Source organism: Neoaquamicrobium microcysteis (genome assembly GCF_008180155.1).
Lineage (GTDB): Bacteria > Pseudomonadota > Alphaproteobacteria > Rhizobiales > Rhizobiaceae > Aerobium > Aerobium microcysteis.
Genome location: NZ_VSZS01000053.1, coordinates 1 through 24340 on the forward strand (window position 1 = coordinate 1; position 24340 = coordinate 24340).

Sequence of the window (24340 nt, forward strand, 5' to 3'; positions counted from 1 at the left end):
CATCTGGCCGGCGCCGAACCGTAGAACGGCACCACCATCTGCACAGGCAATGGCCGGAAAGCCGATCATGCATTAAAACTGAAACCGGACCACCTCATAGGGGCAGGCCAATATCCATTGCAACTGTGCGTGATCGGATTGTCTTGCGAGCAATCAACAATGTCTTGATTGAGTGCTTCGAAGATAAACGTCAGGCTGCACCACACCACTACATCCATGAGATTTCGGACCTAATTGGACCTTTAGATAACGACCATTCGTTTGTGCAGATTGACGTTCAACACTTCTATCCCAGCATCGTCCACGAACTGCTTATGAAGCGGGTTAGGTCACGTGTCCGAACCCGTGAATTGCTCAAATTGATCGAGACGGCAATCCAAACCGCAACTGGCACTTCGTCGGCCCAGAAGTCACTGATGGGCGTTCCCCAAGGGTTGAGTATCTCTAACATTTTGTCGGCCATCTACATGACCCGGTTCGATGAGATGATGCGGTCGCGTTACTCGTATTTTCGGTACGTCGATGACATTATCGTAGTCTGTAAGACGGAGAACGCTGCGAAGGCATTTGCCTTCATTGCGAAACAGCTAGAAAAAATCGGTCTGCAGTGTCATCCCCAAACCGAGGGCAGCAAAAGCAAGATCGTTCCGCTTAATACCGGCGTTGATTATCTCGGGTATTACGTCAAGCCGAACATCGTATCCGTCCGACGCTCGTCATACCGCCGCATGATGGAGACCATAATGGGTGTCCTGACTGCGGCCAAACATACGACGAATAACAAAAAAATTCTGCGACGCCTAAATATCAAAATAACGGGATGTATATTTGATCAAAAGAGGCGAGGATGGATGTTCTTTTTCTCAATGACGACAGACATCAAGCAACTCAAAAGGCTTGATAAATTCGTGGCGCGAGCATGGCAACTTGCAGGCATGGATCAGTTTGGCAGACCCAAAAAATTCGTAAAAACCTACTACGAGATTCGCTATAATTTGGACAATACAAAGTATATTCCTCGTTTTGATGAATATACAAAGGCGCAGAAGGTGTCGCTCATCGCCGACATGATGGGTCGTGAGGGTGCAGAGGTTATGACTTGGCCGCAAGATCGGATCGATCGCGCATTTGCGAAAATCGTGCGCAAAGAAGTTTCGCAACTGGAAAACGACATGACGCCGTTCAGCTAGGCGGGTAATCCAGTTCACGTTCAGGTCTGTCACTATTTCCGTCTTAGAGAATGCGTAGAGGTGGCGAACGACATGGGGGGCGCCTTGCCGCCGAAGCTCGGCGCTGCAAGCTGAAATTCCGCTTTCTCTCACCCGCCGAAACCCGCCAGTCCGCTCCCCACCCCACACTCCCCGTCCCCGCATCGCGCCCGGTCGCGGTCGGGCACCTCCCCTTGTCAGCATCGGTCAGCAGTGCGCCGAAAATCCTGTCCACCTCCCTCCGCACCTCCCGGACAATGCCCGCCAGATAACCGAGCGACGGCAATGGACTGGAACGAGGCACTGGAGGAGGAGCGGGAGGCACTCGGCCGCATCGTCGCCCTGCTCTGCGCGCTTGCGGTTCTGGCCGAGCGTGCCGCCGGGCGGTCGCCCCTCGTCCGCAGCCTGGTTGTGTGGTTGCTGCGGCAGGCCGAGGCCGTGGCGCGCGATTTCGTCTACGGCGACACGCCATTTGAGGTGATGCCGGTCGTGCCTTCGGGCACAGGCCCGGCGGATGCAATGAGGCTCGCGGCCAGCCTTCGCGCGCTGGCCCGGCAACTGGACAGGCAGGCAAGGTTGCTTTGTGCATCCTGCAGGCTGGCCAGCCGTAAACCCGCCGCATCGCCATCCGTCCGCATACCGGCGCTGTGCGACGCGCTCGGCTCCCTGCTCAGGCTCGCAGCGGCAGCCCTTGGCGCACCGTATCCCAGCCCCGCGCCGGACACCTCGTGATTTGCCGGTTCGCTTTCAGCCCCATCCCTGCCATTTCCATGGCAGGCTCAGGGTGCATGGCCTCGTCTTCCCTGGCGGGGTACGAACACCCGTGCCCCCAACCTCCGCGACGCTCCGCGTGCGACCACGTCGCGTCATCAATCACCCCGTTGAACGATCGATAAAATTTTAGACAAATTTGATTTCAATTTTATACTTGTTTTATTCTGTTTATCTGAAACTTACATCTTGATTTGAACAAAGTTGTACTGCGCAACTTTGCGTGGAATAAAGTCGCATCTGCAATAACGGTGTCGTCAACGGGGAGACGACACGATGGGGATCAAGAGAGGGATGCGGCATGCGGCGCTCGCCGTCGCCATGCTCGGTGCCGGCGTGGGGAGCGCTTCCGCACAATCGTTCATGCCGACGGGCGGGCTTTCGACGCAGCCGGTCGGTCACTACGAGTTCTGCCAGCGTACGCCGCAGGAATGCGCCAAAATGAATCAGGCGCGGCCCGTGGAGCTGACGCGGCCGCTATGGGCCAAGATCGTCGAAGTCAACAACCTCGTCAACACAATGGTCACGCCGCGCACCGACATGGAGATGTGGGGCGTCGAGGAATACTGGTCCTATCCGGTCAACGGCTACGGCGACTGCGAGGACTACGTGCTGGAGAAGCGCCGCCGCCTGATACAGGCCGGCGTGCCCGCCTCCAACCTGCTCATCACCGTGGTGCGCCAGCCAAACGGCGACGGCCATGCCGTTCTGACCGTCAGCACCAATATGGGCGACTTCGTGCTCGACAATCTCGAGCCCCGCGTTCTGGCCTGGACCGAGACGGACTATCAGTTTCTCAAGCGCCAGTCCGCACGCCACGCCGGCATGTGGGTTTCGATCGACGACGGCCGCAACGTTCTGGTCGGCAGCGTCAGCTCGAACAGGTAGCAGAAACGGGAAATCGTCGCGGCGGTTTCGCCGCGGCCAAGGGACAACCCGGTCGAGTCCCCACCCTCCCCGTCCCCAACGACCGGGTTCAGGAGCCGGCCCTTCCCCAAAGGGTCGGCTCCGCCTTTTTCACCCTGGCATCCGATGTCGCGGCGCGTTGCCGGGGATGATCCGATGGGTCAGAAATCGACGACCTTTCCGCCCTCGAGCGTCACGCGCCGGTCCATCCGGGCAGCCAGCTCGTGGTTGTGCGTGGCGATGAGCGCCGACAGGCCGGAATGGCGCACCAGCGCCTCCAACGCGTCGAAAACATAGGACGCCGTGGCCGGATCGAGGTTGCCGGTCGGCTCGTCCGCAAGCAGCAGCAGCGGCGCGTTTGCCACCGCCCGCGCGATCGCCACGCGCTGCTGCTCGCCGCCCGACAGCTCGGCCGGGCGATGCTCCGCCCGCTCGCCGATCTTCATGTAGTCCAGCAACTGCAGGGCCCGCTCGCGCGCCTGAGCCCGCGATAGGCCGCACACGAGCTGCGGCATCATGATGTTCTCGACGGCCGAGAACTCGGGCAGCAGGTGGTGAAACTGGTAGACGAAACCGATATCGTTGCGCCGGATCGCTGTGCGCTCATCATCGCTCAGCCGGCCGCAGGCACGCCCGTTGAGGATCACGTCGCCGCCGTCGGGCCATTCGAGCAGCCCAGCCGTATGCAGCAGCGTCGATTTGCCCGCACCCGACGGCGCCACGAGCGCCACCATCTCCCCGTGCTTCAGCGAAAAATCCGCCTGGTCGAGGATCGTCAGCTTGCGCGTGCCCTCGTCGTAGCGGCGATCGACGGCTTTGAGTTCCAGCAGGAGGCCGTTGGTCATCATTCGTACCGCAACGCTTCGACGGGATCGAGCTTGGACGCACGCCACGCGGGGAACAGCGTCGCAACGAACGACAGCACCAGCGCCATGAGCACGACGGACACGGTTTCCTGCACGTCCATCCGTGCCGGCAGCTGGCTGAGGAAATAGAGTTCGGGGTTGAACAGCGTCGTGCCCGACAGCCACGAGAAGAACTGGCGGATGGATTCGACGTTGAGGCAGACCACGATGCCGAGCGCCACGCCGGCGAGCGTGCCCGTCACGCCGATGGCGGCCCCCGTCATCATGAAGATGCGCATCACCGCGCCGCTCGTCGCGCCCATCGTGCGCAGAATGGCGATGTCGCGCCCCTTGTCCTTCACCAGCATGATGAGGCCGGAGATGATGTTTAGCGCGGCTACAAGCACGATCAGCGTCAGGATCATGAACATCACGTTGCGCTCGACCTGCAGGGCCGAGAAGAAGGTCTGGTTCCGCTGTCGCCAGTCTGTCACGTAGATCTGCCGCTGTGCGGCAACCTCCACCGGCACACGCAGCGCGTCGACCGCATCGGGATCGTTGACGAACACCTCGATGCTCTGCACCACGCCTTCTGAATTGAAATAGAGCTGTGCTTCCTGCAGCGGCATGTAGATGATCGAGCCGTCATATTCCGACATGCCGACCTCGAAGATCGCTACCACCGGATAAATCTTCTGCCGGGGTGTAACACCGAAAGGCGTCACGTCGCCTTCAGGCGCGACGAGCTGGATGCCGTCGCCCACGGCGAGCCCCAGATTGTCGGCCATGCGGCGCCCGATGGCTACACCGTCCGCCTCATCGAAACCTTCCAGCGTTCCAAACCGCACGTTGTTGTAGACAAGGTCGAGCTTCGCCATGTCGGTTTCGCGCACACCGCGCACCAGCGCGCCGGTGCCGGCCCCGATGCGGCCCGAGGCGAGCACCTGACCTTCGACCAGCGGAATGGCATAGCGCACGCCTTCAACGCCCTCGATGCGCCCTGCCACCTCGGCATAGTCGTCGAAGACCCGGTCGATCGGCTGCACGATCAGGTGGCCGTTGACGCCGAGAATGCGCGTCAGCAGCTCCGCTCGAAACCCGTTCATCACCGCCATGACGATGATGAGGGTCGCCACGCCCAACATGATGCCCACGAACGAGATCAGCGAGATGACGGAGATCACCGTGTCCTTGCGACGCGAGCGCAGATAGCGCCACGCCACCATCCGCTCAAACGCGGAGAACGGGCCGGCGCCCGCGAGTTTCCTTGGCGGCGCCTCGCTCATAGAGATTTTCCAAACCGGGCGGCGACCGCCGAAAGCGGTATCGTCTCCCGCTCGCCGGTCTTGCGGTTCTTGATTTCGGCCTCGCCGGCCGCAACACCGCGCGGTCCGACGATGATCTGCCACGGAAGGCCGATGAGGTCGGCGGTAGCGAACTTGCCGCCGGGCCTCTGGTCAGTGTCGTCATAGAGCACGTCGCAGCCGGCAGCCGATAGCGCCGCGTAAAGCTCGTCGCAGGCTCGGTCACATTCCGCGTCGCCCGCCTTCATATTGATGAGCGCCATATCGAACGGCGCGACCGCCTCCGGCCAGATGATGCCGTTCTCGTCGTGGCTAGCCTCGATGATGGCGGCGACGAGGCGGCTGGGACCGATGCCGTAGGAGCCCATCGAGACGAAGTGCTCCTTGCCGTCAGGCCCGGTCACCTTCGCACCCATGGGCTTCGAATATTTCTCGCCGAAATGGAAGATGTGGCCGACCTCGATGCCGCGTGCGGCGACCTTGTCGCCATCGGCGACGGCATCCCAGGCCTTGTCGTCGTGCATTTCCTCGGTCGCGGCGTAGGGCGTCGTCCAGTCCTTGACGATGCGGGCGATGCCTGCGTCGTCGGCATAATCGACATCGGCGCCCGGCACTTTCATGTCGAGGAAATCGCGATGGCAGAAGACGGCGCTTTCGCCGGTCTCCGCGAGAATGATGAATTCGTGCGATAGATCGCCGCCGATGGGGCCGGTATCTGCGCGCATCGGGATCGATTTCATGCCCACCCGCTCGAAAGTGCGCAGGTAGGAAACGAACATCCGGTTATAGGCAGCGCGCGCGCCCTCATAGGCGAGATCGAAGGAATAGGCGTCCTTCATCAGGAACTCGCGCGAACGCATCACGCCGAAGCGCGGGCGCACCTCGTCGCGGAACTTCCACTGGATGTGGTAGAGGTTCAGCGGCAAATCCTTGTAGGACCTGACGTAGCTGCGGAAGATGTCGGTGACCATCTCCTCGTTCGTCGGACCGTAGAGCATGTCGCGCTCGTGGCGATCCTGGATGCGCAGCATCTCCTTGCCGTAGTCGTCATAGCGGCCGCTCTCCCGCCACAGCTCGGCGGACTGAATGGTCGGCATGAGGATTTCCTGCGCGCCCGCCCTGTCCTGCTCCTCGCGGATGATGGCGCAGACCTTGTCGAGCACCTTCTTGCCCATCGGCAGCCAGGAGAACGAGCCTGCACCCTGCTGGCGCAGCATTCCGGCGCGCAGCATGAGGCGGTGCGAGACGATCTCGGCCTCGCGCGGATTCTCCTTGAGGATGGGCAAAAAGTAACGCGACAGACGCATGGGATATCCGTGAAAGAAAGGCGCTGCGGAATCATTCGCGCCGGGGGTCCATTTGCTTCGGCTTCATAGCGATTTCATGGCGGAATGGAAACCCGAACCCGGCCGCGTCGGCTTTCCCCCGCACTGTACTAATGCTGGGCATCGGTTGCCGCGTTTTTGTGCAGCGCAGCACAAGTCGCGTCATATCCGCGCAATATTTTTCGTGACACGGCATGTTCGGTTGGTCTAATGTGCCCCCCATAACCGAGAGGGCGGAGCAATAATCCGCTCTCCTACGCGGTCAAAGTCTTGGGAGGATGCGATCTAGGCGCGATTTTCCGCCGCCGCCGTCAAACGGAAACAGATCGGACGCGTTTAAATTGCAAGGCTTCGGCCTTGCATTTTTTTTGTGCATCGAAATTAATCGGCGACAAGGCGACGACGTCCCGCAAGCCAAACGCGGGTCGCCCGCTTTCGACTTGAAGCATACGCAAGCGCGGCGCGCCTCAGCGCGTAGCCGACGGGCCGATATGCGGAATGTTGTCGAAGGAGAATCCATAATAGACGACGGCGATATAGAAGGCCGCGAAGATGATGCCGGAGACGATCGTCGTCCGGATCACCGCGCCGAGCATATGCGAGCCGCGCGGCGCGCTTGAAACGGTGCCCAGCGTCACCTCACCATCCTCGTCCTGCGTCTTGAGACCGAACGGCAGCATGGCGAACAGCACCACCCACCACAGGATGAAGTAGATCGCGAAGATCGAAACCCAGCTCATGGCGCTACACCTGCTCCAGTTCGACGAGCGTGCCGAAAAAGTCCTTCGGGTGGAGGAACAGAACCGGCTTACCGTGCGCGCCGATCCTCGGCTCCCCATCTCCGAGCACGCGCGCGCCTGACGCCTTCAGATGGTCGCGTGCGGCGATGATGTCGTCCACCTCGTAGCACACATGGTGCATCCCGCCGGCAGGGTTCTTTTCGAGGAACGGCCGGATGGTCGAGTTCTCGCCCAGCGGCTCCAGCAGCTCGATCTTGGTGTTGCCGACATCGATGAAGACGACGGTCACGCCGTGCTCGGGCAGAGCCTGCGGCTCAGTCACCTTCGCGCCGAGCGTTTCGCGGTAGTGCGTGCTGGCAGCCGCGATATCCGGCACCGCAAGCGCGACATGGTTGAGACGGCCAAGCATCCTGCCACTTCACTCCGGTTGGCGACGCCTATCGCGTGACGAACACCGTCACGATGGGCTTCTTGCCCCAGGCTTCATTTGCTGCGGCGCGGACGGCGCGGCGCACCGACTCCGCCACGAGGTCGAGGTCTTTTCGCCTGACGCGCGGGATGCTTTCAATCGCGCCTATCGCCGCATCCAGCATGACATCTTCCATGTCCTCGCCGCGCGCATCCGTCTTGGCGACTCCGATGGCGACCAGATCGGGATCGCCGGCGATCTCGTGCCTGTCGTCCAGCACCACGTTGACCGCGACGTGCCCGACATAAGAGAGCTTGCGTCGGTCGCGGATGCCCATGTCTTCGTCGGTGCCGATCAGCCGCCCGTCCTTGAAGATGCGGCCGAACGGCACCTTGTCGACGATCTCGGCCGGCCCCGGCGCCAGCTTTATCATGTCGCCATTGCGTACCTGCGCCACCTCGGGAATGCCCGAAGCCGCACCCAGCGCGCCATGCGCCACGAGGTGCGCCGCCTCGCCATGCACCGGGACGAGGATGCGCGGGCGCGTCCATTCGTACATGCGCCTGAGTTCGTTACGGCGCGGATGTCCCGAAACGTGCACGAGCGCATCCGTGTCCTCGATGATCCTGATGCCTTGCTCGATCAGCAGGTTCTTGGTCTCGAGGATGGCCTTTTCGTTGCCGGGGATGACGCGTGAGGAATAGACGACCGTGTCGCCGGGCGAGAGCGCCACGTTGCGCATCTCGTCGCGCGCCAGCTTGGCCAGCGCGGCGCGCGGCTCGCCCTGGCTGCCGGTGCACAGGATGACGAGGTTCTCGCGCGGGATGAAGCCATAGTCCTGCTCGTCGATGAACTCTGGCAGGCCCTCGAGATAGCCGAGTTCATTGGAAACGTTGATGACGCGCTTGAGCGAAGAGCCCAGCACCAGCACCTGACGGCCCGCATCGCGCGCGGCCTCCATGACCGAGCGGATTCGCCCGACATTGGATGAAAACGTGGTGACCGCGACACGGCCGGGTGCGGCTTCGATCACGCCTTTCAGCCCGTCGCCGACTGCCTCCTCGGAGGGCGAATCTCCCTCTCGCAGCGCGTTGGTGGAATCGCAGATGAGCGCGGTGACGCCCTCTTCGCCCAACGCGCGGAATTTCGCTTCGTCGGTCTTCGGCCCGATGGTGGGCGCAGGGTCGATCTTCCAGTCGCCGGTGTGGATCACCAGCCCCACAGGCGTGCGGATCGCCAGCGAAACCGGCTCGGGAATCGAATGGGTGACAGCCACAGCTTCGATGTCGAAAGGCCCGACCTGAAAGCGCTGGCCGGCGCGGTAGATTTCCACGGGGATCTGCGGCCCACCGTCCATCTGCCGCTTGGCTCCCAGCAGGCCGGCCGTAAACGGCGTCATCCATACCTTGGTCTTCAGGCGCGGCCACAGGTCCAGCAGCGCGCCGTAGTGGTCTTCGTGGGCGTGCGTGATGACGATGCCGCGCAGGCGGTCGATCTGGCTCTCGATGAACCGCGTATCCGGCAGCACGAGATCGACGCCGGGCAGGTGCTCGTCGGGAAACGTCACGCCCACATCGACCACGATCCACTCGCGCGCATTCGCGGGCCCAAGCCCGTAGAGCGCGAAGTTCATGCCGATCTCGCCGACGCCGCCCAGGGGGCAGAAGACCAGTTCGGCCTCATTGTTCCTGGCCATCCCCGCTCCTTTCGATTGTCAGGCCGAGGCGACTGCGCCGAAATGCACGTCGCCAGCGGCTATTGTGGTCACGACGCCGTCCTCGTCGCGAATGATGAAACGGCACTGCTCGTCTATGGTCTCGAACACGCCGCGCACGACGCGTCCCTCTGTCCTCACCGCCACATGCGCGCCAAGGCCGGCGGCCCGGCCAAGCCAGCGCTCGCGCACCGCGGCAAGGCCCCTGCCCTCATCCCACAGCCGCACATTGTCGACCCACGCGTCGGACAGCGCAAGAAAGAGCGTCTCCGCGTCGCAGGTGGACCCGAGCGCTGCCAGCGACGTCGCGGGATACGGCACATCCTGCGGATGCGCCACCACGTTGACGCCGATGCCGATGGCGAGCGCATAACGCTTCTCGTCCAGCAGTGCCGATTCGAGCAGGATGCCCGAAAGCTTGGCGCCATCGGCCAGCACGTCGTTCGGCCATTTGAGCTCGAAGCGCCCGCCGCCGATGGGCGTGCCGCCATCGATGCCGACGCCCACCTTCCGGCCGGGAACGGCGGCCGCCAGCGCGTCGGCCAGCGCCAGCCCGGCCACGAAGCCCAGCGTCGCCGCAACCTTGATCTCGACGGTCGGCTTCAGCAGCAGCGTTGCGGCGAGGTTGCCTTCCGGCGTTTCCCAGTGGCGGCCGCGCCGCCCCCTGCCCGCTTCCTGCTTCCTGGAGACGAGCCACAGCCCGCCCGGATCGCCCTGATGCGCGCGCTCCATGGCGAGCGCATTGGTGGAGCCGACCGTGTCGAACGCCTCCAGCCGATATCCCAGTGCCGCCGCCGTGGGCGCGAGCGAAAAGCCCATGCGCTAGAAGAAGGTGCTGGCGGCGGCCTCGGCCATACGCGCGACCGGCCCGCCGATCACCGCATAGAACAGGACGAACGCGCCGGATACGCCCAGCACCAGCCGCAACTCGCCCGCCATCGGCTGGAAGCCGCCGACGGACTGGTCGAACCACATGATCTTGATGATGCGCAGGTAGTAGTAGGCACCCACCACCGAGGCAAGCACGCCGATGATGGCCAGCGCGTAGAGCTCTGCGTTAATGGCCGCGAGGAACACGTACCACTTGCCCCAGAAGCCCGCGAGCGGCGGAATGCCCGCCAGCGAGAACATCAGGATGGTCAGGATCGTCGCCATCACCGGGTTGGTCGAGGCCAGCCCGCCAAGATCGTCGATGCGCTCGACATTGCCCTCCTCGCGCCGCATCGCCAGGATGAAGGCGAAGGTGCCGAGCGTCATCGCCAGGTAGATCAGCATGTAGATGGCCACGCCGCGCACGCCGGCCTGGCTGTTGGCCGCGAGGCCGACCAGCGCAAAGCCCATATGCGCGATGGAGGAGTACGCCATCAGCCTCTTGATGTTGGTCTGGCCGATGGCGGCGAAAGCACCCAGGAGCATCGACGCGATGGCGATGAAGACCACGATCTGCTGCCAGTCGGCGGCAACCGGCTCGAACGCCCCCACGGTCACCCGCACCAGAAGCGCCATGGCGGCCATCTTGGGAGCTGCGGCGAAGAACGCCGTCACCGGCGTTGGCGCGCCTTCATAGACGTCGGGCGTCCACATGTGGAACGGCACTGCCGATATCTTGAAGGCAAGGCCGGCCAGCACGAAGACGAGGCCGAACACCACGCCGAGCTGGCGCTCGCCGCCCGACAGCGCTGCGGCGATGGCGTCGAACCCGGTGTTGCCGGTGTAGCCGTAGATCAGCGAGATACCGTAGAGCAGCATGCCCGACGACAGCGCGCCGAGCACGAAGTATTTCAGGCCCGCCTCGGTGGAACGCAGATTGTCGCGATTAATGGCGGCTACGACGTAGAGCGCCAGCGACTGAAGCTCGAGGCCCATATAGAGCGCCAGCATGTCGTTGGCCGAAACCATCAGCATCATGCCGAGCGTCGCCAGCACGATCAGCACCGGATACTCGAACTTGTCAAACTTCTGCTCGCGCGCAAAGCCCACCGACATGATCAGCGTCACGACGGAGCCGACCAGCGTCAGCACCTTCATGAAGCGCGCGAACGGATCGCTGACGAATGCGCCGCCGAAGCCCACGCCGTCACCGGTAAAGACCAGCATCCAGCCGCCCGCGCCGATCAGCAGGGCGATGGCAAGACCGGTCACGGTGGTGTTGGCGCGCTCGCCGGAGAACACGCCGATCATCAGCAGCGCCATCGCGCCCACCGCAAGCATCAGCTCCGGTGTGGCGAGGATCAGGCTGTTATAGAGTTCTGCCGTCATGATGTCCGTTCCGGCTTCCTATTGCAGCGCCGCGGCCTGCGTGGCCTCGATCGACAGGGTTACGTTGTTGACCAGCGCCTCGACCGACGCCGCCGTCACATCGAGGATGGGCGCGGGGTAGACACCGAAGAGGATCACGAAGAACACCAGCGGGTAGATGATGAGCTTCTCGCGGGTCGACAGGTCTAGCAGGCCTTTCAGGCTCTCCTTGGTCAGCGCGCCATAGACGACGCGGCGGTAGAGCCACAGCGCGTAGGCTGCCGAAAGGATGACGCCCGTGGCTGCGAACAGCGCGACCCACGTATTGACCCGGAACACGCCGAGCAGCGTCAGGAACTCGCCCACGAAACCGGACGTGCCCGGCAGGCCCACATTCGCCATCGTGAAGATGAGGAACACGACGGCGTATTTCGGCATGTTGTTGACGAGGCCGCCATATGCGTCGATCTCGCGTGTGTGCATCCGGTCGTAGACCACGCCGACGCACAGGAACAGCGCGCCCGAGACGAGGCCGTGGCTCAGCATCTGGAAAATGCCGCCCTGAATGCCTTCCGGGTTCATCGCGAAGATGCCCATGGTCACGTAGCCCATGTGAGCCACCGACGAGTAGGCGATCAGCTTCTTGATGTCCTCCTGCATCAGCGCCACCAGCGAGGTGTAGATGATGGCGACGACCGACAGCGTGAACACCAGCGGCTGGAAGTAGAGCGACGCATCGGGGAACATCGGCAGCGAGAAGCGCAGGAAGCCGTAGCCGCCCATCTTCAGCAGGATGCCGGCCAGAATGACCGAACCGGCCGTCGGCGCCTCCACGTGCGCGTCCGGCAGCCAGGTGTGCACCGGCCACATCGGCATCTTGACCGCGAAGGACGCGAAGAACGCCAGCCATAGCCATTGCTGCATGCCGACAGGGAAGTCGTGGGTCATCAGCGTCGGAATGTCGGTGGTGCCCGCCTGCCAGAACATCGCCATGATGGCCAGCAGCATCAGCACCGAGCCGAGCAGCGTATAGAGGAAGAACTTGAACGAGGCGTAGACGCGCCGCTTGCCGCCCCACACGCCGATGATGATGAACATCGGGATGAGGCCGGCCTCGAAGAAGACGTAGAAGAGCACGAGGTCGAGCGCGCAGAACACGCCGATCATCAGCGTTTCCAGGATCAGGAACGCGATCATGTATTCCTTGACGCGGCTCTCGATCGATTCCCACGAGGCGAGGATGCAGAGCGGCATCAGGAAGGTGGTCAGGATGACGAACAGCATCGAGATGCCGTCCACGCCCATGTGATAAGAGATGCCGGAGTCCAGCCAGTCCACCTTCTCGACCATTTGGAACCCGGCATAGGAGTTGTCGAAGCCGGCCCAGATGAACAGCGAAAGCACGAAGGTGAAGACGGTCGTCAGCAGCGCGACATTGCGGATGTTGCGCCGCGCAGCCGCGCCCTCGTCCCTGATAAGCAGTATCAGGAACACGCCGACGAGCGGCAGGAAGGTGACCGTGGAAAGGATCGGCCAATCGGTCATCAGAAGGAACCCCCGAGCATCATCCACGTCACGAGAGCGGCGACACCGATGAGCATTGCGAATGCGTAGTGATAGAGATAGCCGGTCTGCAGCTTCACGACCCGGTTGGTGACATCCACCACCCGCGCGGCCACGCCGTCAGGACCGAGCCCGTCGATGACGGCACCGTCGCCCTTCTTCCAGAGGAAGCGGCCGAGGCGCATGGCGGGCTTCACGAACACGAGGTCGTAGAGCTCGTCGAAATACCACTTGTTGAGCAGGAACTGGTAGAGCCCCTGATGCTGCGCGGCCAGCTGCTTCGGCGTCTCCGGCGAGCGGATGTAGAAATGGTAGGCCGTTACGAACCCGCCGACCATCGCCACCAGCGGGGCGAGCTTCACCCACAGCGGCACGTCGTGGAACTCGTGCAGGATGTGGTTGTCCGGCAGCAGGAACAGCGCACCCTTCCAGAAATCGTCGTGGCCGTAGCCGATGAACGCATCGTGGAAGATGACGCCGGCAAACAGCGCGCCTGCGGCAAGGATGAACAGCGGCACAAGCATGACCGGCGGCGATTCATGCACGTGGTGCATCACGTCGTGGCTCGCGCGCGGCTTGCCGTGGAACGTCATGAAGATCAGGCGCCAGGAATAGAAGCTGGTGAAGGCGGCGGCCACGACAAGCAGCGTGAAGGCAAAGCCGGCGAGCCCGTTGTGCCCGGCAAACGCACCTTCGATTATCGCGTCCTTGGAGAAGAAGCCGGCGGTGCCGATGATCGTCGTCGGGATGCCGACGCCGGTCAGCGCCAGCGTGCCGATAATCATCATCCAGTAGGTCGTCGGGATGAGCTTGCGCAGCCCACCCATGTTGCGCATGTCCTGCTCGTCGGAAACGGCATGGATGACGGAGCCCGAACCGAGGAACAGCAGCGCCTTGAAGAAGGCGTGCGTGAACAGGTGGAAGATCGCCGCCGAATAGAAGCCCATGCCCAGCGCCACGAACATGTAGCCGAGCTGCGAGCAGGTAGAATAGGCGATGACGCGCTTGATGTCGTTCTGCACGAGGCCGACGGTCGCCGCGAAGAAGGCGGTGATCGCGCCGATGAAGGTCACGAACAGCAGCGCCGCGTGCGACAGCTCGAAGATCGGCGACAAGCGCGCCAGCATGAACACGCCCGCCGTCACCATCGTGGCGGCATGAATGAGCGCGGAGACCGGCGTCGGGCCTTCCATCGCATCTGGCAGCCAGGTGTGCAGCGGCACCTGCGCCGACTTGCCCATCGCGCCCATGAACAGCAGCAGGCAGATGGCCGTCAGCGCCCCACCCTGCGTGAGCGACCAGCCGAGGAAGGTGAAGACCGCCTCGCCTGAACCTTCGGGATTTTCGGCGATCGAAGCCGCGCTGGCGAAGATGGTATCGAAGTTGACCGAGCCGAACAGCACGAAGACGCCGAACAGGCCGAGCAGGAAGCCGAAATCGCCGACGCGGTTGACCACGAACGCCTTGATGGCGGCGGCATTGGCCGAAGGCTTCTTGTACCAGAAGCCGATCAGCAGGTAGGAGGCTAGACCCACGCCTTCCCAGCCGAAGAACATCTGCACGAGGTTGTCGGCCGTCACCAGCATCAGCATGGCGAAGGTGAACAGCGACAGGTAGGCGAAGAAGCGCGGCCGGTGCGGGTCGTGGTGCATGTAGCCGATGGAATAGACGTGCACCAGCGCCGAGACGGTGTTGACCACCACCAGCATGACGACGGTGAGCGTATCGATGCGCAGCGCCCACGACACGTCGAGCGCGCCCGACTGGATGAAGCGCAGAACCGGCACGGTGAATGCCGCGCCGTCGCCGAACGCAACGGTGAAGAAAGCCACCCACGAAAGCGCGGCTGAGACGATGAGCAGGCCGGTGGTTACATATTCCGACGCCTTCGCACCGATCGAGCGGCCAAAAAGGCCGGCGATCAGGAAGCCGAGAAGCGGAAGGAAGACTATGGCGTGATACATGATCCGCTCAGCCCTTCATCATGTTGACGTCTTCGACGTCGATCGAGCCGCGGTTGCGGAAGAAGACGACGAGAATTGCAAGTCCGATAGCGGCTTCTGCCGCAGCCACCGTCAGCACGAACAGTGCGAAGACCTGGCCGACGAGATCGCCGAGCGCGGCCGAGAAGGCGACGAAATTGATGTTCACCGCCAGCAGGATCAGCTCGATCGACATCAGGATGACGATGACGTTCTTCCTGTTGAGGAAGATGCCGAACACGCCCAGCGTGAACAGGATGGCCGATACGGTGAGAAAGTGCGCGATGCCGACTTCCATGACACTCAGATTCCCTTGCCCGTCTCGACTTTCTTGACCTCGATTGAGGTCTGCGGCACGCGCCGCACCTGCTCGCCGATGTCCTGACGCTTGACGTTCGGCTTGTGGCGCAGCGTCAGCACGATGGCGCCGATCATGGCCACCAGCAGCACGAGGCCGGCAATCTGGAAGAAGTAGATGTAGTCCGTGTAGAGGATGTCGCCGAGCGCCTGCGTATTGTGGCGCTCGCTCAGCGCCGGGGTGGGCTGCGCAACGCTGGTCGCAAGCTCCGGCGCGAAGGTATAGCCGCCGACAACGATGATGAGCTCGGCCGCGAGAATCAGTCCAACAAGCGCGCCGATCGGCGCATATTGCAGCGCGCCGTGCTTGAGCTCCGCAAAATCCACGTCGAGCATCATCACGACGAACAGGAACAGCACCGCCACGGCGCCGACATAAACGACCAGCAGGATCATCGCCAGGAACTCCGCGCCCGTCAGCAGGAAGAGCGCGGCGGCGTTGAAGAAGGTGAGGATCAGGTAGAGCACGGAGTGCACGGGGTTGCGCGCGGCAATGACCATGAAGGCCGCCGCCACCGCGATGAAGGCGAACAGATAGAAGAATATCGCCTCTAGTCCTGTCAGCATGGGTTCCCCCGGTTCCTTTCAGGTGCGGGCGCTATCGCCCTGCCCCGCTCCGGCCCGCGCCCCGCCTCCGGGCCGCGAATCCGCGTGTGTCTTAGACGAGCCTTCCCGGCCCGTCCACTTGTGAAGCCCTACCGATAGGGCGCGTCGAGTTTCAGGTTGCGCGCGATCTCGCGCTCCCAGCGGTCGCCGTTCGCGAGCAGCTTTTCCTTGTCGTAGTAGAGTTCCTCGCGCGTCTCCGTCGCGAACTCGAAGTTCGGCCCCTCGACGATAGCGTCCACCGGGCAGGCTTCCTGGCAGAAGCCGCAATAGATGCACTTCACCATGTCGATGTCGTAGCGCACCGTGCGCCGCGTGCCGTCATTGCGGCGCGGCCCGGCCTCGATGGTGATCGCCTGCGCCGGGCAGATCGCCTCGCACAGCTTGCAGGCGATGCAGCGTTCCTCGCCGTTCGGATAGCGGCGCAGCGCGTGCTCGCCACGGAAGCGCGGCGACAGCATGCCCTTTTCGTGCGGATAGTTCAGCGTCGCCTTGGGCGCGAAGAACTGGCGCATCGACAGCATGAACGCGCCGACGAACTCCGCCAGCAGCAGCGATTTGGCAGCATGTGCGAGAGCGGACATTTCCTATTCTCCAGCGATCAGGGGGCCGACGAACCAGCCGGCCACCGGCAGAAGTACGAATTGCAGCATGCCGACCACGTTCAGCACGCGCTTGGTCTCGGCCAGTTCGACGCGGCCCGCGAGCATGCGCAGCAGCGCGAAATCGACCACCGCGACGACGAGACCCACCAGCGCTCCGATGAGGGCGGCACTCATGCGACCATCAGCTCCCACACCTTCAGGAAGGTCGCGGTCGCGACGACCATGAACAGCGAGATCGGCAGGAACACCTTCCAGCCCAGACGCATCAGCTGGTCGTAGCGGTAGCGCGGCACGAAGGCCTTCACCATGGCGAACATGAAGAACACCATGCACACCTTGAGCACGAACCAGATGACGCCCGGCACCCAGGTGAACGGCGCGAAGTCGAACGGCGGCAGCCAGCCTCCAAGGAAGAGGATGGTAGTGAGCGCGCACATCAGCACGATGGCGACGTACTCGCCGAGGAAGAACAGCAGGAACGGCGTCGAGGAATATTCGATCATGTGGCCGGCGACGAGTTCCGACTCGGCTTCCACCAGGTCGAATGGCGGCCTGTTCGTCTCGGCCAGCGCCGAGATGAAGAAGATGACGAACATCGGGAACAGCGCCAGCCAGTGCCAGTCGAGGAACGAACCCGGCAGGCCGAGCGCCGTGCCCACGCCGTCGCGCTGCGCCAGCACGATATCGGTCAGGCTGAGCGAACCCACGCACAGAAGAACCGTCACGATGACGAAGCCGATCGAGACCTCGTAGGACACCATCTGCGCAGCCGACCGCAGCGCGCCGAGGAACGGATACTTCGAGTTCGACGCCCAGCCGCCCATGATGACGCCGTAGACCTCGAGCGACGAAATGGCGAAGACGTACAGGATGCCGACATTGATGGTCGCGATCGCCCAGCCTTCGCTGACCGGGATAACCGCCCAGGCGGCAATCGCCAGAACAGCTGAAACCAGCGGCGCAAGCAGGAACACGCCCTTGTTGGCGCCGGCCGGAATCACCGGCTCCTTGAACACGAACTTCAGAAGGTCGGCGAAGGCCTGCAGCAGGCCCCAAGGACCCACCACGTTGGGGCCGCGGCGAAGCTGCACGGCAGCCCAGATCTTGCGGTCGGCGTAAAGCAGATACGCCACCAGGATCAGCAGCACCACGATGAGCAGCACGGACTTGCCGAGGATGATGAGCGCCGGAAGCACGTAATATGCGAAAAAGGATTCCATCAGCCCCTGCCCCTACTCGGCCGCCTGCTTCACGCCGCCCTTCGCCAGAGCCGAGCACTCGGCCATGACGGCGGAAGCCCGCGCGATCGGGTTCGTCAGATAGAAGTCTTTGACCGGCGATGCAAACGGAGCCTTGGAAAGCTTGCCCGGCTTTTTCACCAGCGCGGCGATATGCGCCGGTTCGCCTGCCGCGATGCCGTCGATTTCGGCGAAATGCGGGTACGCCTCGTAGAGGTTGGCGCGAAGCTGCGGCAGCGAATCGAACGGCAGCCTGTGGCCCAGCACGTCCGACAGCGCGCGCAGGATCGCCCAGTCTTCCTTGGCGTCGCCCGGCGCGAAGCCGGCGCGATTCGTCATCTGGACCCGGCCCTCGGTGTTGACGTAGATGCCGGACTTCTCGGTGTAGGTCGCGCCCGGCAGGATCACGTCGGCGCGGTGCGCGCCCGCATCGCCGTGGCTGCCTACATAGACCGTGAAGGCGGAGCCGATCGCATTCATGTCGAACTCGTCGGCGCCCAGCAGGAACAGCACGTCCAGAGCGCCCATCATGGCGGAGGCGTCCTTGCCGCCTTCGCCCGGCACGAAGCCGAGATCCAGCCCGCCGACGCGCGCGGCGGCGGTGTGGAGCACTGCAAAGCCGTTCCAGTCAGCCGTCACGGCGCCGACATCGCCCGCAAGCTTCGCGGCCAGCGATAGAACCGCAGCGCCGTCGGCCCGGGCGAGCGCGCCCTGCCCGACGATGATGAGCGGCCGCTTGGCCTTCTTCAGCACCGAGGCGAACTTGATGCCGCCATCGACCAGTTGCGACAGCGTTTCGGCACCGGCGCCCAGCATCTCGTAATCGTAGCGAAGGTCGCCGACATCGCCGATGACGCCGACCGGCAGATCGCCGATGCGCCAGCGCTTGCGAATGCGGGTATTGAGCACCGAGGCCTCGAAACGCGGGTTCGAGCCGATGATGAGCACCGCGTCGGCATCCTCGATGCCGTCGATGGTCGGGTTGAAGATGTAGCTCCCGCGTCCTGCAGCGGGGTTCAGCGCCGCGCCGTCCTGGCGGCAATCGATATTGGCGGAGCCGAGCGAGCCCATCAGCGTCTTGAGGGCGAACATCTCCTCCACGGTCGCCAGATCGCCGGCGATCGCGCCGATCCTGTCGCCGGAGGTCTTCGACACCGCATCCCTGATCGCGGCAAAAGCCTCACCCCAGCTTGCGGGCTGGAGGCGGCCGCCCTTGCGGATATACGGCCGGTCGAGGCGCTGCGAGCGAAGCCCGTCCCAGATGAAGCGCGTCTTGTCGGAAATCCACTCCTCGTTCACCTGCTCGTTGATGCGCGGCATGATGCGCATCACTTCGCGGCCGCGCGTATCGACGCGGATGGCCGAGCCGACAGCATCCATCACGTCGATGGATTCGGTCTTGGTCAGTTCCCACGGGCGCGCCTGGAAGGCGTAGGGCTTCGAGGTCAGCGCACCCACCGGGCACAGGTCGATCACGTTGCCCTGAAGCTCCGAGGTCATCGCCTGCTCGAGGTAGGTGGTGATCTCGGCATCCTCGCCACGGCCGATGAGGCCCAGTTCGGAAATGCCGGCCACCTCGGTGGTGAAGCGAACGCAGCGCGTGCAGTGAATGCAGCGCGTCATGATCGTCTTGACCAGCGGGCCGATATACTTGTCTTCGACGGCGCGCTTGTTCTCGTGGTAGCGCGAGGCATCGACGCCGAATGCCATCGCCTGGTCCTGCAGGTCGCATTCGCCGCCTTGGTCGCAGATCGGGCAGTCAAGCGGGTGGTTGATGAGCAGGAATTCCATCACGCCTTCGCGGGCCTTCTTGACCATCGGCGTGTTGGTGAAGATTTCCGGCGCTTCGCCGTTGGGTCCGGGGCGCAGGTCGCGCACGCCCATGGCGCAGGATGCCGCAGGCTTCGGCGGTCCGCCCTTCACCTCGACCAGGCACATGCGGCAGTTGCCGGCGATCGACAGCCGTTCATGGAAGCAGAAGCGCGGCACTTCCGCGCCGGCCTCTTCCGCCGCCTGCAACAGCGTGTAGTGATCGGGAACCTCGATCTCTTTGCCGTCAACCTTCAGTCTAGCCATATCGCCTCAACCCCGCGGAAAACCCGCAATTCTCGATGGCGGCACCCTTCGGCGCGCCCAAACGTCTAGTTCGCGCCCGAAAGCGCCTTTGCCTGCCCGATCCAGTCGTCGCGGCCGATGCGGCCGGCAAAACCGAGCTCGCTGTCCAGCCACGCGATCTTCTCCGGCGTCAGCGCAGCGATCTGCGCGTACGTCCAGAACCCGAGCCCGTTCAGCACCTTCTCCAGCTTCGGCCCGACGCCCGAAATCTGCTTCAGGTCGTCCGGCGTCTGCGGCCTTGCGACGGGTTCAGGCTTCGTCGCAACCGGTGCCGCGACCGCTTCCGCCTTCGCCGCACGCTTCTGGCTCTTCACAGGCTTCGGCTTGTTGGTCTCCGGCCTCGAAACGACGAGCTTGAGCGTCGCAGGCTTTGGCGCAGCCGGCGCGGCATCATCGACCTCGCCAAGCCCGTTGAGCAGCCGGTGCGACGCCTCGGCGGCACCCGCCATCGCTCCCAGCCACATGCCGACGGCCTGGCTGGCAAAACCCAGTCCCAGCGCGCCCATCGCAGCAGCGCCCGCCATCGGATGCGCCATCAGGTTGACCGCGCTGGCAACTTCCTGCGCCATCGCGGTTTCGTCCGACCTGCTCTTGTGTTCGCTCGTTGTCATCTCAGGCATCGTTCCGTTGGGCAGCAGCCCTGCGTCAGCCGTTTCCTGTCTATTCCGCCGCCACCAGCGCCGGCTCGGCGCGATGGCTGTTGCGGGTAAATTCGTCGATGCGGCGCTCGATCTCGGGGCGGAAGTGGCGGATCAGGCCCTGGATCGGCCACGCGGCCGCGTCGCCCAGCGCGCAGATCGTGTGTCCTTCCACCTGCTTGGTCACGTCCAGCAGCATGTCGATTTCGCGCTTCTGCGCTTCACCGCGCACCAGCCGCTCCATCACGCGCCACATCCAGCCCGTGCCCTCGCGGCAAGGCGTGCACTGGCCGCAGCTCTCGTGCTTGTAGAAATACGAAAGCCGCGCGATCGCCTTCACGATGTCGGTGGACTTGTCCATCACGATCACTGCCGCCGTGCCGAGGCCAGACTTCAGGTCGCGCAGCGAATCGAAATCCATCGGCGTGTCGATGATCTGCTCGGCCGGCACCAGCGGTACCGACGATCCGCCGGGAATGACCGCCAGAAGATTGTCCCATCCGCCGCGAATGCCGCCGCAGTGCTTTTCGATCAGCTCGCGGAACGGGATCGACATTTCTTCTTCCACCGTCACCGGATTGTTGACGTGGCCGGAGATGCAGAAAAGCTTGGTGCCGACATTGTTCGGGCGGCCGAAGGAAGAGAACCATCCGGCGCCACGGCGCAGAATCGTCGGCGCAACTGCGATGGATTCGACGTTGTTGACAGTCGTCGGGCAGCCGTAGAGACCCATGTTGGCCGGGAACGGCGGCTTGAGGCGCGGCTGGCCCTTCTTGCCTTCAAGGCTTTCCAGCAGCGCGGTCTCTTCACCGCAGATGTAGGCGCCCGCGCCGTGGTGCACGTAGACGTCGAAATCCCAGCCGCACTTGTTGCCCTTGCCGAGCAGTCCTGCGTCATAGGCCTCGTCGATGGCGCGCTGCAGCGCCTCTCGCTCGCGGATGAACTCGCCGCGCACGTAGATGTAGGCCGTATGCGCACCCATGGCGAAGCCGGCGATCAGGCAGCCTTCGACCAGCGTGTGCGGGTCGTGGCGCAGGATTTCACGATCCTTGCAGGTGCCGGGCTCGGATTCGTCGGCGTTGACCACCAGATAATGCGGCCGGCCGTCGCTCTCCTTGGGCATGAACGACCATTTCAGCCCGGTCGGGAAGCCCGCGCCGCCACGGCCGCGCAGGCCGGACGCCTTCATCTCGTTGATGATCCAGTCGCGCCCCTTGGCGATCAGCCCGGCCGTGTCGTCCCACAGGCCGCGACGCTGCGCGCCGGCAAGCGACCGGTCGAACATGCCGTAGATGTTGGTGAAGATGCGGTCTTTATCCTGTAGCATCCCGCCCTCCTATCGCGGCTTCTTGCCGAAGACGCGGATGTATTCGGCCTCGCCGCCCTTGGCGAGCGCCTTTGCCTGCTTGACCCAGTCGTCGCGCTCGATCCGGCCCTTGAACTTCAGATAGCCGTCAACCCAGTCGCGCTCGGCCTTCTTCCACGACGCGACCTGCGCGTAGGTGTAGATGCCGAGCCCGTTCAGCACGCCTTCGAGCTTCGGCCCGACGCCCGAAATCAGCTTCAGATCGTCCGGCTGCGCCGGCTTCTCGACGCCGGCCGGGCGGTTCCTGTCTTCGAGCGAAGGCTGCTTCACCTCGACCTCGGCGGCCTTGGCCTTCCTGGTTTCAGGCGCCTTGAATGCCTGTGCAGGCTCGGCCTTCTTGTCCGGATGGGTGCGCGGCTTGTCGGTCTTTTCGACCGACGGCTCGGCCTTGTCGGCCGCCCGCTTGTCTTCCTTCGGCGCTTCCGCGCTCGCGGCCTTTTCCGCAGCCGGGCTCACCTTCACCTTGGAAGGCGACTTGATCGCCGGGCTCGTCTCAATCGCGTCGGTCTTGGGCTTGGCTGCCTGCGTCGGAGCAACGGTCGCTGCATCGGCCTTGGCGGTCTTGGCCGCGGCCTTCGCCTGCTTGTCGCGCGTGGTTTTCAAAACCGCCGTCTCATCCTTGAGCGCGGTGAGGCCCGAAAGCGGCGCGGAGAAGGTGCGGCCGTTCTGTGGCCCGGTAGGCACCGATGCGCCCCTGCCCGCCTCGAACTCGTCGATCACCTCGGCCAGCCGCTCAGGCGTCAGATCCTCGTAGGCATCCTTGAAGATCATGACCATGGGCGCGTTCACGCACGCACCCAGGCACTCGACCTCTTCCCACGACAGCGTGCCGTCTTCGTTGGTGTGGAACTGCTCGGGATGGATCTTCGAGCGGCACACATCCATCAGCGCTTCCGACCCGCGCAGCATGCACGGAGTCGTGCCGCATACCTGCACATGCGCCTTCGTGCCGACAGGCTTCAGCTGAAACTGCGTGTAGAACGTCGCGACCTCAAGCACGCGGATGTAGGGCATCTCCAGCATGTCGGCGACATGCTCGATGGCCGACTTGGTCACCCAGCCGTCCTGCTCCTGTGCGCGCATCAGAAGCGGTATCACCGCCGACTGTTCGCGTCCCTTCGGGTACTTCTTGATGGTTTGCTTGACCCACGCCGTGTTCGCCTTGTTGAAGGCGAAGCTGGCTGGCTGGACGCTGGCTTCTGCGAGACGGCGGACGGACATTTAGCGGTCGACCTCACCAAACACGATGTCGAGGGAGCCGAGGATGGCGGAGACGTCGGCCAGCATGTGGCCCTTGCACAGGAAATCCATGGCCTGGAGATGCGCGAAACCGGGCGCGCGCAGCTTGCAGCGATACGGCTTGTTGGTGCCGTCCGAGACGAGATAAACGCCGAACTCGCCTTTGGGCGCTTCCACGGCGGCATAAACCTCGCCCGCAGGCACGCGATAGCCCTCGGTGTAGAGCTTGAAGTGGTGGATCAGCGCTTCCATCGAACGCTTCATCGCGGCGCGCTTGGGCGGCACGACCTTGCCGTCGATTGCCGACACCGGACCGGTCTTTTCCCTGCCGAGCAGCAGGTCGACACACTGGCGCATGATGCGGGCCGACTGGCGCATCTCTTCCATGCGGATGAGGTAGCGGTCGAAGCAGTCGCCGTTCTTGCCGATCGGAATGTCGAACTCCAGCTCGTCGTAGCACTCATAGGGCTGCGACTTGCGCAAGTCCCATGCAGCACCCGAGCCGCGCACCATCACGCCCGAAAAGCCAAGTGCCCATGCGTCTTCCAGCGATACGACGGCGATATCGACGTTGCGCTGCTTGAAGATGCGGTTGGGCGTCAGCAGATTGTCGAGGTCGTCGATGGTCTTGAGCAGCGGGTCGAGCCAGTTGCCGATGTCCTCGACGAGTTGGTCCGGCAGGTCCTGATGCACGCCGCCGGGACGGAAATAGGCCGCATGCATGCGCGAGCCCGAGGCGCGCTCGTAGAAGACCATCATCTTCTCGCGCTCGACGAAGCCCCAGAGCGGCGGCGTCAGCGCGCCAACGTCCATCGCCTGCGTCGTCACGTTGAGCATGTGCGACATCAGGCGTCCGAGCTCGCTGTAGAGCACGCGGATGAGCTGGCCGCGCTTGGGCACCTCGATGCCCAGCAGCCGCTCGACCGCGAGTGCGAACGCGTGCTCCTGGTTCATCGGCGCGCAGTAGTCGAGCCGGTCGAAGTACGGAACGGCCTGCAGATAGGTCTTGTTCTCGATCAGCTTTTCGGTGCCGCGATGCAGCAACCCGATATGCGGGTCGGCACGATCGACAACCTCGCCGTCGAGTTCCAGCACGAGCCGAAGCACGCCGTGCGCGGCCGGATGCTGCGGACCGAAATTGATGTTGAAGTTGCGTACGGCGGTTTCACCCATG

At 63.5% G+C, this 24340-nt stretch carries 23 protein-coding genes; 3 read left to right on the forward strand and 20 right to left on the reverse strand.

Annotated features, from left to right (window positions below; all coding sequences use genetic code 11):
* From FY036_RS02485 to FY036_RS02495, 3 genes are all read left to right on the forward strand, one after another.
* On the forward strand, positions 1-1190 hold a 1190-nt coding region (locus FY036_RS02485; protein ID WP_148913124.1), incomplete at its 5' end, for a reverse transcriptase domain-containing protein.
* A 303-nt stretch (positions 1191-1493) separates the two neighbouring features.
* Entirely contained in the window at positions 1494-1940 is a 447-nt protein-coding gene (locus FY036_RS02490; RefSeq protein WP_148913125.1) for a hypothetical protein, read from the forward strand.
* 360 nt (positions 1941-2300) lie between these two features.
* Positions 2301-2867: a transglutaminase-like cysteine peptidase gene (locus tag FY036_RS02495; RefSeq protein WP_407941120.1), complete on the forward strand. Its 567-nt coding sequence runs from the start codon at positions 2301-2303 to the stop codon at positions 2865-2867.
* Between the two features lie 179 nt (positions 2868-3046).
* On the opposite strand, the gene FY036_RS02500 is transcribed toward FY036_RS02495, so the two are convergent.
* The 20 genes from FY036_RS02500 to FY036_RS02595 all read right to left on the reverse strand — a co-directional run bounded on the left by FY036_RS02500 (position 3047) and on the right by FY036_RS02595 (position 24339).
* Positions 3047-3730: an ABC transporter ATP-binding protein gene (locus tag FY036_RS02500; protein WP_148913127.1), complete on the reverse strand. Its 684-nt coding sequence runs from the start codon at positions 3728-3730 to the stop codon at positions 3047-3049.
* Complete coding sequence (locus FY036_RS02505) at positions 3730-5016, reverse strand: lipoprotein-releasing ABC transporter permease subunit (RefSeq protein ID WP_148913128.1); 1287 nt, start codon at positions 5014-5016, stop codon at positions 3730-3732. The genes FY036_RS02500 and FY036_RS02505 overlap by 1 nt, the downstream gene beginning before the upstream one ends.
* Positions 5013-6341: a proline--tRNA ligase gene (gene proS / locus FY036_RS02510; protein ID WP_148913129.1), complete on the reverse strand. Its 1329-nt coding sequence runs from the start codon at positions 6339-6341 to the stop codon at positions 5013-5015. The genes FY036_RS02505 and proS overlap by 4 nt, the downstream gene beginning before the upstream one ends.
* Before the next feature lie 485 nt (positions 6342-6826).
* On the reverse strand, positions 6827-7099 hold the full coding sequence (locus FY036_RS02515; protein ID WP_148913130.1) for a DUF1467 family protein: 273 nt from the start codon (positions 7097-7099) through the stop codon (positions 6827-6829).
* Positions 7100-7103: 4 nt separating this feature from the next.
* The gene (mce, locus tag FY036_RS02520) at positions 7104-7508 is read right to left on the reverse strand and encodes a methylmalonyl-CoA epimerase (protein ID WP_148913131.1); all 405 of its coding nucleotides are present in this window, start codon (positions 7506-7508) and stop codon (positions 7104-7106) included.
* 28 nt (positions 7509-7536) lie between these two features.
* Positions 7537-9204, reverse strand: a complete 1668-nt coding sequence (locus FY036_RS02525) for a ribonuclease J (RefSeq protein WP_148913132.1) — start codon at positions 9202-9204, stop codon at positions 7537-7539.
* Positions 9205-9222: 18 nt separating this feature from the next.
* Positions 9223-10041, reverse strand: a complete 819-nt coding sequence (locus FY036_RS02530) for a biotin--[acetyl-CoA-carboxylase] ligase (protein ID WP_148913133.1) — start codon at positions 10039-10041, stop codon at positions 9223-9225.
* Positions 10042-10044: 3 nt separating this feature from the next.
* Positions 10045-11481 (reverse strand): NADH-quinone oxidoreductase subunit NuoN, encoded by a 1437-nt coding sequence (nuoN, locus tag FY036_RS02535; RefSeq protein WP_148913134.1) that lies wholly within the window; start codon positions 11479-11481, stop codon positions 10045-10047.
* Between the two features lie 18 nt (positions 11482-11499).
* On the reverse strand, positions 11500-13005 hold the full coding sequence (locus FY036_RS02540; RefSeq protein WP_148913135.1) for an NADH-quinone oxidoreductase subunit M: 1506 nt from the start codon (positions 13003-13005) through the stop codon (positions 11500-11502).
* Positions 13005-14987 (reverse strand): NADH-quinone oxidoreductase subunit L, encoded by a 1983-nt coding sequence (nuoL, locus tag FY036_RS02545; protein ID WP_148913136.1) that lies wholly within the window; start codon positions 14985-14987, stop codon positions 13005-13007. Before nuoL ends, FY036_RS02540 begins: the two co-directional genes overlap by 1 nt.
* 7 nt (positions 14988-14994) lie before the next feature.
* Entirely contained in the window at positions 14995-15303 is a 309-nt protein-coding gene (nuoK, locus tag FY036_RS02550; RefSeq protein ID WP_148913137.1) for an NADH-quinone oxidoreductase subunit NuoK, read from the reverse strand.
* Between the two features lie 5 nt (positions 15304-15308).
* Positions 15309-15929 (reverse strand): NADH-quinone oxidoreductase subunit J, encoded by a 621-nt coding sequence (locus tag FY036_RS02555; protein WP_148913138.1) that lies wholly within the window; start codon positions 15927-15929, stop codon positions 15309-15311.
* 128 nt (positions 15930-16057) lie between these two features.
* Positions 16058-16549, reverse strand: coding sequence for an NADH-quinone oxidoreductase subunit NuoI (nuoI, locus tag FY036_RS02560; protein WP_148913139.1), 492 nt, complete (start codon positions 16547-16549; stop codon positions 16058-16060).
* A gap of 3 nt (positions 16550-16552) precedes the next feature.
* Entirely contained in the window at positions 16553-16744 is a 192-nt protein-coding gene (locus FY036_RS02565; RefSeq protein ID WP_148913140.1) for a hypothetical protein, read from the reverse strand.
* Positions 16741-17790, reverse strand: coding sequence for an NADH-quinone oxidoreductase subunit NuoH (gene nuoH / locus FY036_RS02570; RefSeq protein ID WP_148913141.1), 1050 nt, complete (start codon positions 17788-17790; stop codon positions 16741-16743). Before nuoH ends, FY036_RS02565 begins: the two co-directional genes overlap by 4 nt.
* 12 nt (positions 17791-17802) lie before the next feature.
* Positions 17803-19884: an NADH-quinone oxidoreductase subunit NuoG gene (gene nuoG / locus FY036_RS02575; RefSeq protein ID WP_148913142.1), complete on the reverse strand. Its 2082-nt coding sequence runs from the start codon at positions 19882-19884 to the stop codon at positions 17803-17805.
* A 65-nt stretch (positions 19885-19949) separates the two neighbouring features.
* The gene (locus FY036_RS02580) at positions 19950-20534 is read right to left on the reverse strand and encodes an NADH-ubiquinone dehydrogenase (RefSeq protein ID WP_148913143.1); all 585 of its coding nucleotides are present in this window, start codon (positions 20532-20534) and stop codon (positions 19950-19952) included.
* A gap of 49 nt (positions 20535-20583) precedes the next feature.
* Entirely contained in the window at positions 20584-21888 is a 1305-nt protein-coding gene (nuoF, locus tag FY036_RS02585; protein ID WP_148913144.1) for an NADH-quinone oxidoreductase subunit NuoF, read from the reverse strand.
* Between the two features lie 9 nt (positions 21889-21897).
* Positions 21898-23148 carry an NADH-quinone oxidoreductase subunit E gene (locus FY036_RS02590; RefSeq protein WP_148913145.1) on the reverse strand — a complete coding sequence of 417 codons (1251 nt, stop codon included), beginning with the start codon at positions 23146-23148 and terminating at the stop codon, positions 21898-21900.
* Positions 23149-24339, reverse strand: coding sequence for an NADH-quinone oxidoreductase subunit D (locus FY036_RS02595; protein WP_148913146.1), 1191 nt, complete (start codon positions 24337-24339; stop codon positions 23149-23151).
* Between the last annotated feature and the right edge of the window lies 1 nt (position 24340).